17 protein-coding genes are annotated in these 14,500 nt (G+C 47.1%); 3 read left to right on the forward strand and 14 right to left on the reverse strand.

Annotated features, from left to right (window positions below; all coding sequences use genetic code 11):
* Positions 1–60: 60 nt before the first annotated feature.
* Genes METMA_RS0100545 through METMA_RS0100555 form a run of 3 tightly spaced genes read left to right on the forward strand, consistent with a single transcriptional unit; the run spans position 61 to position 2,935 of the window.
* Complete coding sequence (locus METMA_RS0100545) at positions 61–1,494, forward strand: hypothetical protein (protein ID WP_020157098.1); 1,434 nt, start codon at positions 61–63, stop codon at positions 1,492–1,494.
* Positions 1,491–2,510: a M14 family metallopeptidase gene (locus METMA_RS0100550; protein ID WP_232216297.1), complete on the forward strand. Its 1,020-nt coding sequence runs from the start codon at positions 1,491–1,493 to the stop codon at positions 2,508–2,510. The genes METMA_RS0100545 and METMA_RS0100550 overlap by 4 nt, the downstream gene beginning before the upstream one ends.
* Positions 2,507–2,935 carry a YcgN family cysteine cluster protein gene (locus METMA_RS0100555; RefSeq protein WP_020157100.1) on the forward strand — a complete coding sequence of 143 codons (429 nt, stop codon included), beginning with the start codon at positions 2,507–2,509 and terminating at the stop codon, positions 2,933–2,935. The genes METMA_RS0100550 and METMA_RS0100555 overlap by 4 nt, the downstream gene beginning before the upstream one ends.
* Positions 2,936–2,968: 33 nt before the next feature.
* Here the strand turns inward: METMA_RS0100555 and METMA_RS0100560 are convergent, their stop codons facing one another.
* The 14 genes from METMA_RS0100560 to METMA_RS0100625 form a co-directional block, all read right to left on the reverse strand.
* A complete protein-coding gene (locus METMA_RS0100560) occupies positions 2,969–3,256 on the reverse strand; it encodes a hypothetical protein (RefSeq protein ID WP_020157101.1) in 288 nt (95 codons plus the stop codon).
* Between the two features lie 15 nt (positions 3,257–3,271).
* Positions 3,272–3,601 carry a YqcC family protein gene (locus METMA_RS0100565; protein WP_020157102.1) on the reverse strand — a complete coding sequence of 110 codons (330 nt, stop codon included), beginning with the start codon at positions 3,599–3,601 and terminating at the stop codon, positions 3,272–3,274.
* Positions 3,602–3,606: 5 nt separating this feature from the next.
* Positions 3,607–4,557 (reverse strand): YVTN family beta-propeller repeat protein, encoded by a 951-nt coding sequence (locus METMA_RS0100570; RefSeq protein WP_027146919.1) that lies wholly within the window; start codon positions 4,555–4,557, stop codon positions 3,607–3,609.
* Between the two features lie 20 nt (positions 4,558–4,577).
* Positions 4,578–5,141: an SRPBCC family protein gene (locus METMA_RS0100575; RefSeq protein WP_020157104.1), complete on the reverse strand. Its 564-nt coding sequence runs from the start codon at positions 5,139–5,141 to the stop codon at positions 4,578–4,580.
* 158 nt (positions 5,142–5,299) lie between these two features.
* Positions 5,300–6,751, reverse strand: coding sequence for an exodeoxyribonuclease I (gene sbcB / locus METMA_RS0100580; RefSeq protein ID WP_020157105.1), 1,452 nt, complete (start codon positions 6,749–6,751; stop codon positions 5,300–5,302).
* Positions 6,752–6,774: 23 nt separating this feature from the next.
* On the reverse strand, positions 6,775–7,173 hold the full coding sequence (locus METMA_RS0100585; protein WP_020157106.1) for a CBS domain-containing protein: 399 nt from the start codon (positions 7,171–7,173) through the stop codon (positions 6,775–6,777).
* Between the two features lie 94 nt (positions 7,174–7,267).
* The gene (gene nqrM / locus METMA_RS0100590) at positions 7,268–7,447 is read right to left on the reverse strand and encodes a (Na+)-NQR maturation NqrM (protein WP_020157107.1); all 180 of its coding nucleotides are present in this window, start codon (positions 7,445–7,447) and stop codon (positions 7,268–7,270) included.
* A gap of 4 nt (positions 7,448–7,451) precedes the next feature.
* Complete coding sequence (locus tag METMA_RS0100595; RefSeq protein ID WP_020157108.1) at positions 7,452–8,501, reverse strand: FAD:protein FMN transferase; 1,050 nt, start codon at positions 8,499–8,501, stop codon at positions 7,452–7,454.
* Between the two features lie 61 nt (positions 8,502–8,562).
* Positions 8,563–9,783: an NADH:ubiquinone reductase (Na(+)-transporting) subunit F gene (gene nqrF / locus METMA_RS0100600; protein ID WP_020157109.1), complete on the reverse strand. Its 1,221-nt coding sequence runs from the start codon at positions 9,781–9,783 to the stop codon at positions 8,563–8,565.
* A 12-nt stretch (positions 9,784–9,795) separates the two neighbouring features.
* On the reverse strand, positions 9,796–10,404 hold the full coding sequence (gene nqrE, locus METMA_RS0100605; protein WP_020157110.1) for an NADH:ubiquinone reductase (Na(+)-transporting) subunit E: 609 nt from the start codon (positions 10,402–10,404) through the stop codon (positions 9,796–9,798).
* A complete protein-coding gene (locus tag METMA_RS0100610) occupies positions 10,404–11,084 on the reverse strand; it encodes an NADH:ubiquinone reductase (Na(+)-transporting) subunit D (protein WP_020157111.1) in 681 nt (226 codons plus the stop codon). The genes nqrE and METMA_RS0100610 overlap by 1 nt, the downstream gene beginning before the upstream one ends.
* Complete coding sequence (locus METMA_RS0100615) at positions 11,081–11,929, reverse strand: Na(+)-translocating NADH-quinone reductase subunit C (RefSeq protein ID WP_020157112.1); 849 nt, start codon at positions 11,927–11,929, stop codon at positions 11,081–11,083. The genes METMA_RS0100610 and METMA_RS0100615 overlap by 4 nt, the downstream gene beginning before the upstream one ends.
* Entirely contained in the window at positions 11,922–13,124 is a 1,203-nt protein-coding gene (locus METMA_RS0100620; RefSeq protein WP_020157113.1) for an NADH:ubiquinone reductase (Na(+)-transporting) subunit B, read from the reverse strand. Before METMA_RS0100620 ends, METMA_RS0100615 begins: the two co-directional genes overlap by 8 nt.
* A complete protein-coding gene (locus METMA_RS0100625; protein ID WP_020157114.1) occupies positions 13,124–14,476 on the reverse strand; it encodes a Na(+)-translocating NADH-quinone reductase subunit A in 1,353 nt (450 codons plus the stop codon). Before METMA_RS0100625 ends, METMA_RS0100620 begins: the two co-directional genes overlap by 1 nt.
* Positions 14,477–14,500 lie beyond the last annotated feature (24 nt).

The raw sequence follows: 14,500 nt of genomic DNA on the forward strand, positions 1-14,500 counted from the left end.
GTTGACGGCGGCTTCTGAACGGCCGTATGATGACACAACTTTGCCAAATTGGGTGCAATCATGGGCCAAGAAATCTCTTTATCGCAATTTGATGAAAGCGATTTTGAATGTTTTTATCAAAAACTCAAGCAAGAGACGAATCTGCTCAACCAGCTGATTGAACAGAACGCCTGCTCAACTCGTCAACCTGTGGCCGGTTTTGAAATAGAAGCCTGGCTGATCGACCAAAGCATGCGTCCGTCGCCGATTAATGAATATTATTTGACTACGCTTAACCACCCGCTGGCGTCAGCGGAGCTGGCCAAATTCAATATAGAATTCAACAGTACGCCTACTCCGCTGACGAACGACGTTTTCAGCCGCCTGCACGAACAGTTGCAGGACACTTGGAATGTAGCGCATCAGCACGCGCAGACCCTGGACAGCAATGTTCTTATGATTGGCATCCTGCCGACCCTGAAGCCGTCAGATTTGAACCTGAACAACATGTCAAATATGAACCGATACCGCGCCTTGAATGAACAGGTCCTGCATTCGCGCGGCAAACCGATACGTATTGATATCACTGGTATGGAACATCTGAAATTCGAACATGACGACGTCATGCTTGAATCGGCGACCACGTCTTTTCAACTGCATATCCAACTGCCGCTAAAAATGGCCCACCATTTTTATAATGCCTCGATCATCGCATCGGCCCCTATGGTCGCCTTATGCGCTAATGCCCCTTTCCTGTTCGGCAAGGAACTCTGGCATGAATCGAGAATCCCCCTGTTCGAGCAGGCTGTTGAATCCGGAGGCTATTTTGGCGCCTCGCAAGGACCGGTCAGACGCGTTAGCTTCGGATCCGGCTATGTCAGACATTCCATCATGGAATGTTTTCAGGAAAATCTCGATCATTTTCCGGTCTTGTTGCCGGTCGAGCAAAACTCCGCTATCGAAGCCTTCGGGCATTTGCGCCTGCATAACGGAACCATTTGGCGTTGGAACAGACCATTAGTCGGCTTTGATGAAGACGGCACGCCTCACATCCGGGTAGAACACAGAACGCCCGCCGCAGGCCCCAGCGTGATCGATTCGATTGCCAACGCAGCCTTTTACTACGGCTTGGCAAAAAGCCTATGTGATGAGATCATGACCAAGGGTCAACTGCTGCCGTTCGCCCAGGCCAAGGATAATTTTTACCAGGCCGCACGTTACGGCCTGGAAGGCAGTATCATTTGGTTCGACGGCAGAAAGCAGCGCCTGCCGCATTTGCTTTTGACCGAACTCTTGCCTGAAGCGATTTCAGGCTTGGAATCCTTGGGCGTTTGTCACGCGGATATTGACTATTACCTGGATATTATCCGGCAACGTATCGATAATAAACAAAACGGCTGCCAATGGCAGCGTCAATACATCAATGAACACAACCATGATTTCACCGATATGACCCGACATTATCTTAACAACCAAGTTATCGGCAATCCTGTCAGCACATGGACAATGGCGTGAACATATTGAGCCTTAACCAGATCGATTATTTACCTGACGGCCTGTTGGAAGCCACCCCGGGAAACCTGCAGCGGATATTGCCTGGCCCGACCCTGATCCATTTACCGGGCAGGCAGGCAGAGCCGCTGTTTGTTTCGGTATTACTGCATGGCAATGAACCGACAGGACTGCTATCGCTGCAATTACTGCTTAAAAAATATCAAAGCCAGCCACTACCTCGCTCATTGTCTATCTTTTTCGGCAATGTCAGCGCTGCGAGCAAGAATCTAAGAAGACTCGATAACCAGCCCGATTACAATCGCATCTGGCCCGGCACCGAGCTGCCGAATTGCGCGGAAACCGAAATGGCGCGGGAAATTGTGTCAATCATGAAAAAGCGCCATGTTTTTGCCAGCGTCGATGTGCACAATAATACCGGATTGAATCCGCATTACGCCTGCATTAACAAACTGGAAAACCAGTTTCTGCAACTGGCGTCCTTATTCGGCCGCCTGATTGTCTACTTTATCCGTCCTAAAGGCGTACAATCGGCTGCATTCGCCGAGATATGCCCGGCCGTTACCCTGGAATGCGGCCGGCCCGGCCAACATTATGGCGTCGAACATGTCCTGGAGTACCTCAGCAGTTGCCTGCACCTGACCGCATTGCCCCAGCATCAGGTTCAACATCAGGATATTGATCTTTTTCATACGGTTGCCCAGGTCAAAGTGCATGAAAAAATAAGCTTCAGTTTTAACCAGGCCGATGCCGACCTGTTATTGAATGAAGACCTTGAGCGCATGAATTTCACCGAGATCCCGGCCGGTACCGTCTGGGGAACGTCCAAGTATGACTCGCTGATGCCGATCATCGCTCAGGATGAGTGCGGCAATAATGTCACTGATGATTATTTTTCCATTCAAAACGGCAATTTGCTGATAAACCGGCACAACATCATGCCGTCCATGCTGACGTTGGACGAACGCGTGATCAGGCAAGACTGTTTGTGCTATTTAATGGAGAGAATCCGTTTATGAGCTTTTGGAAAACCAAAACACTGGCTGAAATGACAACCGAAGAATGGGAGTCATTATGCGACAACTGCGGCAAATGCTGTCTGAACAAGCTGGAAGATGAAGATACCGGCGAAATTTACTTTACCAGTGCCGTCTGTGACTTGATCGACCTGGAGACCTGCCGATGCACACGCTATGCCGAGCGCTGCACTATCGTGCCCGAATGCATCGATTTAAAACAACATGATTTTGCTGAATACAACTGGCTGCCTTCAACCTGCGCCTACCGTCTGCTTACCGATGGTAAAGAGCTTCCCGCCTGGCATCCTCTGGTGTCGGGAAATCCCGACAGCGTACAGGAAGCAGGCGTTTCAATCAGCAGTTATGCGATGAAGGAATCGGAAGTTGATGACCTCGAAGATCATATTATTGAATGGCTGGATTGATATTCAATAAGACGACAACAGGTCATCCTAAAACTATTCTTTTTCCACCCACTCTTCCAGCGCCGCGATAATGCTTTTCGCCTGCTCCTTGCTGGAAATATTGAATTTTGATTTTTGCTGGTATTCGCCATTACGTTTTTGATAACGGCGGATGGTATATTTATCAGGGCCGTATGCCTCTTTAGCACGGTCCCAGTCCCGGTAACGGTACATTACCGTAGCCCAGGCACCTTTAGTCAGTACTTTTTTATCCAGTTCCTTGACGGTTTCGATACCGCCTTCCTCGTACGTTACCGTCAATTCATCTACAGTTTCAGCCATATAAGCTCCGCGTTATTATAAATCGGTGAGCAGTGTATCAATTTCATTCAAATGCGCCAACAAGGTTTGTATGCCATCATCGGTTCGCTTGAAATATTCTTTCGCATAAGGTGTTATGGCGCAAGCTGTCGGCAACGGGGCCGAGCATTCAATCAAATTGTGCATTTTCGGCAGGAATATAAATTGCAGCCATTGAGGAAATGTCAAGGTATCGCAACTAAAAGGCAACCCGCTCGAAAGCGCCTCAATTGAAGGAGCTGTCACCTGCCAATAATTTAATCGGCGCAACTGAACTTCCACGTCTAATAACAGCTCGGCGACCCGCTGACGTTTATTACAAACCAACAACTTTACCTGGCGATAAACTGCCCGAATGCACGACTGCCCTCCCCGGTCTGGATCGTATTAACGACTTCCAACGTTTGCGCGTCAATCACGGAAACATTATTGTCAAACCAGTTGGCCACATAAACATGACGATCGTCCGGATGAGTATAAATCCCCTCAGGCTTATCGCCGACATCAATCAGAGCGATTTCCTTTAATGAGGCGGTATCAATGACCGAAACCGAACCGTCATCCTGATTGGTGACAAACAAAAGACTGTCGCCCTGGGCTAATGTTGCGGCATAGGGGCGGCTGTTCACTTTTACCGTTGCGACCCGTTTAAGATGGCTGTTTTCCAATACTGTTATATCGTCACTTTCGACATTAGCGACATAAATGCGTTCGCCTTTGTCGTCAACAGTCAGACCAAAAGGGTGCTCTCCAACCTTGGTGGTATTTCTGATTGTCAGTTTATCCAGATCAATCTGCGACACTGAATTGTCGAGCCGATTCGCGACATACAACCACCGATTATCAGGGCTTACCATTAATCCAGACGGCGACTGTCCCACAACAATGGTTGCCATGATTTTCAAACTATCGGCATCGATAACCGATACCGTGTTGTTATACCAGTCCGCCACGTAAATACGCTTGCCGTCAGGTGCTGTAGCAATCCCTAAGGCCCCGTCACCGACTGTGACTTTGGAAATAACCCGACGGTCTATTGCATCCAGAACGGCAAAACCCTTTGCTTCCGGCGCACTGACATAAATTCTGTTACTGCCAGATGCAACGGCAACGCCGGCCGGTTTACCGGCTACGGCAATCGTATCGACTACGGCACCCGTTTCCGTATCGATAATGGAAACGCTATCCGCCAACTGATTACTGATATACGCGAAAGGTTCAGCCGCAAGCTGTGCTGATAAGCAGGCTGTAGCGACCGCCATCGCTACAGCCAGATAGTTCACTCGGAACACTTTAATAACCCTTACTTTTCAGCCAGGACTTTCAGATTGTCCAGACCGGCTTTTAAAACAGCTGTTACGGCTGTGTTAGCCGCTGCTTCATTCATTTCTTCCGGCGGATTGTTATTCATGTAAGCGCGGTAATAAGCGGCCTTCCAAGTCACAATAGAGGTATCGCCTTTGCCTTTTACCTCAATACTAGCAGAATAGTTGTCAACAGGCAGCACAGGCACTTTTTCTTCGGCACCGGCATGAGTAATGGTTTTTGCCGTACTCATTTCGGTAATTTTATAAGCGTACGACATTTTTTTGTCATCATGTTTTTTCAGCTCTTCAGTAATCGTGCCGCCGTCGGCCAACGTCAGGACGCGAACCGAGCCTTTCTCATTGCCTTTGTCAACCGTCACGCTTTTGATGCCTGGATGCCAGGACATGTCACCGAAATCCTTGATGATATTCCAGACTTTATCGGCCGGAGCATTGATGGTGATTTCTTCTTTATTTTTTTGACGCACGGGACCATGCGCATTGACAACTGAAGTAAAAAAGAACAATAAAGCTGAAATAAATAAAATAATTTTCTTCATAATATTAACTTCCTTATGGAAACATAAAAACTGAACCGCCCATTATATGCCAACTATGTGCTGCAAGCATCCGTTAGCGCGTTCTAAACCCAATCTTGTGAGCGCGGCCCCATCTTGCCTGAGGCAACTGAATATAAAATGAATTTTACAGTGTTTTTTCACTGCATCAATTTAAGCCCAAAGAGATCCATTTTATCCAAAGCGTATAACTCCAGTGCCTGGAGCATATCCCGATTGATATTTTTATTGTTTTTCAGCGCATGCAGACGATCAAAATAATCATCCAGCAAAATGCCGGCGCCAGCATGAAGGCCTGTTAACCGGTTTCTACAAAATTCATACCATTTTTGCGTCTCTTCAAGACTCAGTGTTTCAGGATAGTTACGCGCCCGATACCTGAAAACCATATCAGGCAAACGGACATCGGTAAACTCAAAGGCTATTTGAGTCAATTGCTCCGGAGGCATGGCTCTAATTTTTGCCATTTTCTGTTTATCGGAATCAGGAAAAAACCCCCCACTGTAAAGCGCCAGATCCGGGTCAATTTCCCGCTCCGGATAGGCCTGACTGAAAACGGACGATAGTTTCGCTTCCAGATCGGTTGCCGTTTTGATCTTTTCGAGATTGGCATGGCAGAAGGCCAGATCGATCTCTAGCCGCTGGGCGTCATTCGGTCTGATAACGGACACTGGTGCCAATACCGGACATTTATTAATATGGACTGTTTTTAAAGGTATTCTTTCGATGCCTTCCGGCAGATCTTCAGTGGAAGTAAAAAGCCTTTGCTGGATTTCTTCGACAGATAAAGACAGCATTGGTTCAGGGTCGACAGAAAGGTCATAAACAATGATGCCGTTGCTGTTGGTCGGGTGTTTACACACGGGTAAGACCACTGCGAGGCAATGCCTAACTGCTGCAAATTTGCCCGAAATATGCACGACAGGCTTAAAGCTGCCGAATTGCAGCAAGTTTAGCGCCTCGGCTTTAAATCGATGATTCAGCAGAAATTGATACAGTTTTGGCTGGGCTTTTCTGATTAACTTGGCCATGGCTATAGTGGCATAGACATCAGAGAGAGCGTCATGTGCAGACAAATGTTCGATACCGTTTGCTTGCGTTAATTCTTCCAGCCTGAAACTGGGCCTTCCATCTTCGTTAACGGGCCATTGTATGCCTTCAGGGCGCAGTGCTCTTGCGGCTCTGACGATGTCGATCAGATCCCAGCGTGAATTGCCATGCTGCCATTCACGTGCATAAGGATCATAAAAATTACGGTAAAGACAATTGCGTGTTACTTCATCATCAAACCGAATACTGTTATAGCCGACAGTACAAGTATTTGGGTGAGACAACTGCCGATGAATCAGGCGCGTGAACTCTGCCTCGCAAACGCCTTTCTGTTCGGCAAACTGAGGAATAATTCCCGTGATAACACAGGCATCAGGGTGAGGCAGTGAATCTGCCGATGGTTTGCAATAAACGACGAAGGGATCGTCTACAATATTGAAATCATAATCGGTGCGGATACCGGCAAACTGAACAGGCCTGTCCTTTTGCGGATCTACTCCAAAGGTTTCATAGTCATGCCAAAAAAACGTGCAATTTTTCATCCAGTGAAGATCAATCCCTAATCTTATTCAGCAGTCGAAGTCAATGCTCTTAAAACATCAGTGCGACTGACTATGCCCACCAATTCAGTATCTTCAAAAACGGGAAAACTCCGAGCTTCAACTTGCTGAAATTTTTCCGCCAAATCGACTATGGTTGAATCCGCGTCAACGCGAATCACATCTGTCGTCATATATTCGCCCACTTTGCCGCTCATACCTTGATTATAAGCACTTTCCGCGACAACCCGCATCCCGTCTTTTTCCGAAAACATACCTACCAAGTGGTCATGTTGATCAATAACCGGAGCGCTGGTAATCTTATGAGCCAACAATTTCTTTATGGCATCAAAAACGTCGGTTTCTTTGGTCAACGTAACCAAACGTTTGGTCATGTAATCTGCAACAGTAATTTTAGCTAACATAACGGACTCCTCATTGTTATTAATTATTTCATCTGGAGTTTGCCGTTTTTGCACGTATCCCTATCTCGGGCAAATGCATGCCAAGCCAGCTATCCTAGACCTTCCCTTCGGCCTCCAGTTTTTTTCTTTTATCACATTTCTCAACACAGACGCAATTCCCATTATTAGCGCCGCCACATGAGCCTTTAATCGCCTGTCTGCCGAAAATAACCCCTATCGCCATTATTGCAATAACGATAAGCATGAATACAAAAGTCACTAAAAAATAAGTCATGATATTACCCTTTTAATTCTGTATAGCGAGTAAAGGCTGGCGTGCTTTTTTTGTCGAAGCCCTCGGCTGCTTTAATAATAAAAAATGCCGCTATGTTATTTCGCTCGGCAAATGTATAGCCCTCATCCGGACCGAGCACCATAATAGCCGTTGCCAATGCATCGGCCTCCATTGTCGTTTTACTCAGGATAGTGACCGATGCAAGCATATGCGTTATAGGCCTCCCCGATCTTGGATCAATAGTATGGGAAAAACGTACGCCATCCACTTCAAAAAAGTTCCGGTAATCGCCGGAAGTCGCCATGGAAATATCGGTAATGGCAACCACCTTCCCTACCGTCCGCTTTTCTGCGGTTGGCTGCTCAATAGCTATCCGCCATGGGCCGCCGTTAATATTCTTTCCCTTGACTGTTATTTCTCCGCCGATCTCGACCATGTAGTCCGTTATGCCGTTTTTTTCCAATAATAAGCCAACCTGATCCACTGCATAACCTTTTGCTATAGCCGACAAATCCACATATAACTCCGGAATCGCTTTTTTTATAGCGGATAAATCCTCTTTAATACTTAGATGGTTATGGCCCGTTTTGTTCAATCGCTCCTGTATCGATACATTATCTGGCGCGACAAACTTCATCGGATCCGGACCGAATCCCCATAGATTAACCAGTGGCCCCACGGTTACGTCAAAGGCGCCGCCAGTCAAATGGCTAATTCTTTGCGCTTCTTTCAAAACCGTGAACAAAGGAGCTGAAACAGGCACCCAATCAATTGAGGTATTTTGATTAAAACGGGACAATTCCGAATCTTTTAGATAAGTGGACATTTGCCCGTCTATTTGATCCAGAACCTCCATAATTTGATTCTTTAGTTGTTCCGGGAGCACCGGTTCAGGCAACCGGCTCACTTTGATGTGGAAGCTGGTACCCTCGGTTAATCCTGAATAAGTAAACGGGTACTCTTGCTGCTGCTCTGCTTTATTGCCACATGCGGACAATAAAAAAACGAGAAGCAGACAAAGCCATGCTCCTCGTTGCTGGTTGATAAATTTCATGTTATTCCGCTCACCCGCCCCCGCAAGGACTGGCCTTGCGGGGCGAGATACAAGGTCTTACTTAACCGCCGAAGTCATCCAGGAAAATATTCTCTGGTTCAACGCCATTTTCCAATAGCATGTTAATGACTGACGAGTTCATGATCGGAGGCCCACACATGTAGAACTCACAATCTTCTGGCGCCGGATGGTTCTTGATATACTCTTCAAAAAGTACATTGTGAATGAAACCGGTATAACCTTCCCAGTTATCCTCAGGCAATGGATCCGACAAGGCAACATGCCATTCGAAGTTATCATTTTCTCTGGCCAGCATATCGAAATCTTCCACATAGAACATTTCGCGCTTGCTCCGAGCACCATACCAGAATGTCATTTTCCGTTTGGACTTCAGCCTGCGCAGTTGGTCGAAGATATGGGAACGCATAGGTGCCATACCCGCGCCACCGCCGATGAAGACCATTTCGGCATCGGTGTCTTTAGCGAAGAACTCGCCATAAGGACCGGAAACGATACATTTATCACCGGGCTTCAAGTTAAAGATGTAAGAGGACATGATACCTGGCGGCACGCTGTCGGGAGCCCCCGGAGGCGGTGTCGCAATACGCACGTTCAGCATGATTTCTTTTTCCTCAGGATAAGAAGCCATTGAATAAGCGCGCAGAGCCGGTTCTTTTACCTCGGACACATAACGCCACAAGTTATATTTGTCCCAATCCTCGTGGAATCTTTCTTCGATATTGAAATCGCTGTATTTTGCCACGTGCGGAGGACATTCAATCTGGATGTAACCGCCGGCGCGATATTTGATTTCTTCACCTTCAGGCAATTCCAGTACCAGCTCTTTAATAAAAGTCGCTACGTTGTGATTGGATTTAACCGTGCACTCCCATTTCTTGACGCCGAAAACATCGTCTTCGACTTCAATTTCCATAGGATTTTTAACTGTAACCTGACAAGAAAGACGCTCGCCTTCAGCCGCTTCACGTTTAGTAATATGCGACGTCTCGGTAGGCAGAATTTCACCGCCGCCTGAATGTACTTTTACCCGACATTGGGCGCAAGTACCGCCACCGCCGCAAGCTGAGGGCACAAACAAGCCGTTGTCAGCCAGTGCCGTTAATAATTTTGAACCTACGGGTACATGAATTTTCTTTTCATCATTGATCAGAATTTCTACATCCCCCGAGGCAACCAGTTTATTTTTTGCACCGATGATAATAAACACCAGCGCAATCACGATCACCGTGAAAATAATAATCCCTAATGCAATTTCCAGCATTATGCTACCTTCTTATAGTTGGATTCCAGAGAAAGCCATGAAGCCAAGCGACATCAGACCCGCAGTAATAAACGTAATACCCAAGCCTTGCAGACCGGCCGGAATATCACTGTATTTCAGTTTCTCGCGCACACCGGCAATTACCGTAATAGCCAATGCCCAGCCGAAACCGCTGCCGATGCCATAGGTAACACTCTCACCGAGGTTATAGTCACGTTCTATCATGAATAAACTGCCCCCCAGAATGGCACAGTTCACGGTAATCAAGGGCAAGAAAATACCCAATGCCGAATACAGGGCCGGGAAAAACTTGTCCAGAATCATTTCCAGAATTTGAACCAGGGCGGCAATCATGCCGATACAGCTTAACAAGGCTAAAAAGCTCAAATCCACGCCAGTAATGCCCATCCAGGCCAGCGCATCTTCTTTTAGTAATGTATGGTAAATGACATTATTGGCCGGAACCGTAATGGTTTGCACCACCATGACCGCCACGCCCAATCCCATAGCTGTCGAAATTTTCTTGGAAACCGCCAGGAATGTACACATCCCCAGGAAGAATGCAAGCGCCAGGTTTTCAATGAAAACCGCTTTTATAAATAAGCTAATGTATGCTTCCATTAGTGATGCCCTCCTTCACCATGAGCAATCGACATGATTTTAAAATCCGGCTGTTCATTTTGTTCCGGTTTCCATTGTCGAATCGCCCAGATAAGCAAGCCGATGATAAAGAACGCACTGGGAGGCAACAGCATCAAACCGTTAGGGTCATACCAGCCGCCATCTTTGGCCAATTGGAATACTTCGATACCCAATAATTTTCCCGAACCCAGCGTTTCTCTGAAAAAGGCCACCAGAACAAGAATCAGGCTGTAACCCAAACCGTTGCCGATACCATCCATGAAACTTGCCAGCGGTGGATTTTTCATCGCATAGGCTTCAGCACGCCCCATAACGATACAGTTGGTGATAATCAGACCCACGAAAACAGACAACTGCTTGCTGATTTCATAAGCAAAGGCCTTCAGGATTTGATCGACCACAATTACCAATGACGCAATAATGATCATCTGCACGATAATCCGGATACTGCTTGGAATGTGGTTTCTGATGGCACTGATCGCCGCACTTGAGCAAGCTGTCACGGATGTCAGCGCGAGCGCCATGATCAGCGACGTGGACATCTGCGACGTTACCGCCAAGGCCGAACAAATTCCCAGAACCTGCAAAGTAATGGGGTTATTGTTGACCAATGGGGTGGTCAATACTTTTTTTGTTTCGCTAGTTAATATTGCACTCATGACTGATTCTCCCCAGCTCTTACTTTATTTAAATATGGCGCAAAACCTTCATTGCTCATCCAGTATCTAATAAGATTGGTTACACCATTACTGGTCAAGGTAGCACCAGCCAAACCGTCCACCTGATATTCGGAGCCTGGTTTACTAGTGTCCACCACGCCTTTGATCAACCTTAAAACAGGTTCTCCGGATTCGGAATAGACTTTCTTGCCATTCCATAACGCACGCCAGTTGGGATTGACAACTTCACCGCCCAGCCCGGGTGTTTCGGCTTGATCGTAGAAGTTGATGCTTTGTACGGTTTGACCATCAGCCGCCAATGAAAGAAACCCGTACATCGTCGACCATAGCCCGTATCCATGCACAGGCAGAATAATGGATTGAATAACATCGTCTTTCTTAACCAGATAAATTTTGGCAATTTTCGCTTTGGCGCGAATGCTGGCAATATCTTTTTCCGATGGAATGGCCAGGCGTTGCGCCGGATCTTTAGCCGCTTTGCGTTGATCATAAGCCGCGACATCCATATTCTCGACATAATCACCGGTTTCAATATCGACCAGCTTGGCCTCGATTCGCTCATCGAAAGCCTGGTTGATATCGGTATCAGCGTCCAATAACCCTGCCACATCAAGAATATTTTTCTTCATGTCGAGTTCTTTGTTGCCGATTTGCAAAGGTTTCAAGGCGACAGCCGCAAATGAAACCAAAACCGCGCAGAGCAAGCACAGCGATAATGCAATAGCAATAGTCTTTTCCAGACTATCGTTATGCAGAGCCAGGATCTTGTCCCGGTAAACCTTGAATTTTTCGTAATGTTCACATTTTTTGACTGCGTTAGGCATGACGTTTCATCCTTCTCTTAATATTTGCCTGAACGACAAAGTAATCAATAATCGGCGCAAACATATTGGCGAACAGAATCGCCAGCATCATGCCTTCAGGAAAAGCAGGATTGACGACACGAATCAATACGACCATCACACCAATCAGCACACCAAAAATCCACCGCCCCGTATCGGTCACAGCCGCAGTGACAGGATCGGTTGCCATATACACCATTCCGAAAGCAAAACCGCCCAATGTCAAATGCCAATACCAAGGCATCGCAAACATCGGATTAGTCTCGCTGCCAATAATATTAAACAGTAATGAAGACAGCACCATGCCGATAAGGACACCGCCCACGATCCGGTAAGAGGCTACGCGCGTATAAAGCAGGAATGCCGCGCCGAGTAAAATGGCGAACGTGGATGTTTCCCCCATAGAGCCCGGCATGAAACCGAAAAAGGTTTGAAACCAGCCATAATTAGCTGCTTGAATGGCTTCCATACCGCCTGTTGCGGCAAGGCCTAACGGTGTCGCCGCCGTGTAGCCGTCAACCGCTACCCAGACCGCATCGCCTGAAATAGACGCCGGATAGGCAAAGAACAAAAACGCACGACCGGTCAACGCAGGGTTCAGGAAGTTTTTACCGGTTCCGCCGAATACTTCTTTACCGATAACTATACCGAATGAAATACCCAGGCCCACTTGCCACCAAGGCATGTCGGGCGGCAGAATCAATGCATAGAGCATTGACGAAACCAGAAAGCCTTCGTTGACTTCATGGCCGCGGACAGTTGCAAACAAGACTTCCCAAACGCCGCCGACCGCCAGTGTTACGATATAAATAGGCAGGAAGTACAAAGCGCCATGGATCAAATTAGACAATGGATTATAGGGGCTATAACCGAAGATCATCATCGGGATGCTGCGCCAATTGTCCGCTTTCTCCAATCCCATGGCTTCCATGGCCAAATTGGCCTGATAGCCTGTGTTATACATGGCCATCAGGATACAGAAAAATGTTGCTATCACAACAAAAGTCATGGTTCGTTTCAGATCGTTACCATCACGAACATGCGTTGTACCGCGCGTTACATCAGCGGGTGTATAAATAAAAGTATCCACCATCTCATAGAGACCGTAATACTTTTCTAACCTGCCGCCTTTTGTAAAATGCGGCTCTATGCTATCTAAAAAGTCTCTAGCCGACATTATCCTTCCTTCTCGATTTTAGTTAAATTCGCTCTCAGCACAGGACCAAAGTCATGTTTACCCGGATCAACAAAAGTAAATAAGGAGACATCTTCCTCATCAAGCTCCAGGCAGCCCAATAACTGAGCCTGGTCCGTATCGCCCACTACCAATGCTTTCAGCAGCGGCGTGGATAAGATATCCATTGGCATTACTGTTTCATAAACGCCAACAGGAACGATGGCTCTGTTGCTGCCATTTTTACTGGTTGTTAATGGAAACTTGCGGCCGGTTTTACGATCAACGCTTGAGGTATAAACATCCAATGCGGAATATTTGTTTTTACCGGGAACGATCCAGCCGAATAATTCGCGGGCACGCCCTTCTTGCAGAACCGAAACCTGATTATTGTAATAGCCCAGATAAGCCGCCCAATCCGCGGCACGGTGCCCATATAAGACAGAACCGGAAATCACGCGGTTTTCAACAGCATCGTCCAGTTCGCCGGCGACCAGATCATCGGTGTTGGCACCAACCCGGGTACGGATCAGTCTTGGATTCTTAACGGTTGGCCCTGCCAATGACACAACCCTTTCAACATTGAGCTTGCCAGTTGTAAACAAGGCGCCAATCGCCATCACGGCCTGATAGTCCAGATGCCAGACAAACTTTTCCGCATTGACAGGATCAATAAAGTGAATATGGGTGCTTGGCAGACCGGCAGGGTGAGGGCCGGAAAATTCGGCAACGACAACTGAAGCGTTATTGCCTGTGGCGATATCGGTACCGGTAGCCTTGCAAACATAAGTTTTACCGGCCAGCCTGGAAATAACCGCCAGGCCATTAGCAAAATCATTACCGCGGGCTTTAATGACAACGGCAGGATCAGCCGCTAGCGGATTGGTATCGATTGCAGTTACAAAAATAGAATGCGGTATACCGTCGACCGCTGGAATTTTGCCATACGGGCGTGTACGCATAGATGTCCACAGTCCCGATGCCAACAGATTTTCTTTCACCTGTTCCGTTGTTAAATCATTTAACTTGGACTCTTCGTATTTAGCGAACGACTCTTCCGCATTTCCTTGCAGCTCAATCACAACAGATTGTAAAACTCTTTTGGCTCCACGGTTGATAGCTTTTACAACACCCGCTCCTGGTGAAGTAAAATTGACACCAGGATTTTTCTTGTCACTAAAGAGTATCTGGCCCAGCTTGACCGTATCCCCTTCACTGACCATCATGGTAGGCTTCATGCCTACATAATCCATCCCCAGAATCGCAACGGACTTAACCGCATTGCCATCCTCAATAACCTGTTTGGGCTCTCCCGTTATGGGTAGATCCAAACCTTTTTTAATTGTAAATTGCATAGTTAATAAGCCTATTCTCCAAAC

The organism is Methylobacter marinus A45 (assembly GCF_000383855.1).
In the GTDB taxonomy this organism is placed as follows: Bacteria; Pseudomonadota; Gammaproteobacteria; order Methylococcales; family Methylomonadaceae; genus Methylobacter; species Methylobacter marinus.

What these genes read in the sequence shown, in the direction of transcription:
- METMA_RS0100545 (WP_020157098.1), top strand. Translation starts at nt 61, where the DNA reads ATGGGCCAAGAAATCTCTTTATCGCAATTTGATGAAAGCGATTTTGAA.
- METMA_RS0100555 (WP_020157100.1), top strand. Translation starts at nt 2,507, where the DNA reads ATGAGCTTTTGGAAAACCAAAACACTGGCTGAAATGACAACCGAAGAA.
- METMA_RS0100560 (WP_020157101.1), bottom strand. Translation starts at nt 3,256, where the DNA reads ATGGCTGAAACTGTAGATGAATTGACGGTAACGTACGAGGAAGGCGGT.
- METMA_RS0100575 (WP_020157104.1), bottom strand. Translation starts at nt 5,141, where the DNA reads ATGAAGAAAATTATTTTATTTATTTCAGCTTTATTGTTCTTTTTTACT.
- sbcB (WP_020157105.1), bottom strand. Translation starts at nt 6,751, where the DNA reads ATGAAAAATTGCACGTTTTTTTGGCATGACTATGAAACCTTTGGAGTA.
- METMA_RS0100585 (WP_020157106.1), bottom strand. Translation starts at nt 7,173, where the DNA reads ATGTTAGCTAAAATTACTGTTGCAGATTACATGACCAAACGTTTGGTT.
- nqrM (WP_020157107.1), bottom strand. Translation starts at nt 7,447, where the DNA reads ATGACTTATTTTTTAGTGACTTTTGTATTCATGCTTATCGTTATTGCA.
- METMA_RS0100595 (WP_020157108.1), bottom strand. Translation starts at nt 8,501, where the DNA reads ATGAAATTTATCAACCAGCAACGAGGAGCATGGCTTTGTCTGCTTCTC.
- nqrF (WP_020157109.1), bottom strand. Translation starts at nt 9,783, where the DNA reads ATGCTGGAAATTGCATTAGGGATTATTATTTTCACGGTGATCGTGATT.
- nqrE (WP_020157110.1), bottom strand. Translation starts at nt 10,404, where the DNA reads ATGGAAGCATACATTAGCTTATTTATAAAAGCGGTTTTCATTGAAAAC.
- METMA_RS0100610 (WP_020157111.1), bottom strand. Translation starts at nt 11,084, where the DNA reads ATGAGTGCAATATTAACTAGCGAAACAAAAAAAGTATTGACCACCCCA.
- METMA_RS0100615 (WP_020157112.1), bottom strand. Translation starts at nt 11,929, where the DNA reads ATGCCTAACGCAGTCAAAAAATGTGAACATTACGAAAAATTCAAGGTT.
- METMA_RS0100620 (WP_020157113.1), bottom strand. Translation starts at nt 13,124, where the DNA reads ATGTCGGCTAGAGACTTTTTAGATAGCATAGAGCCGCATTTTACAAAA.
- METMA_RS0100625 (WP_020157114.1), bottom strand. Translation starts at nt 14,476, where the DNA reads ATGCAATTTACAATTAAAAAAGGTTTGGATCTACCCATAACGGGAGAG.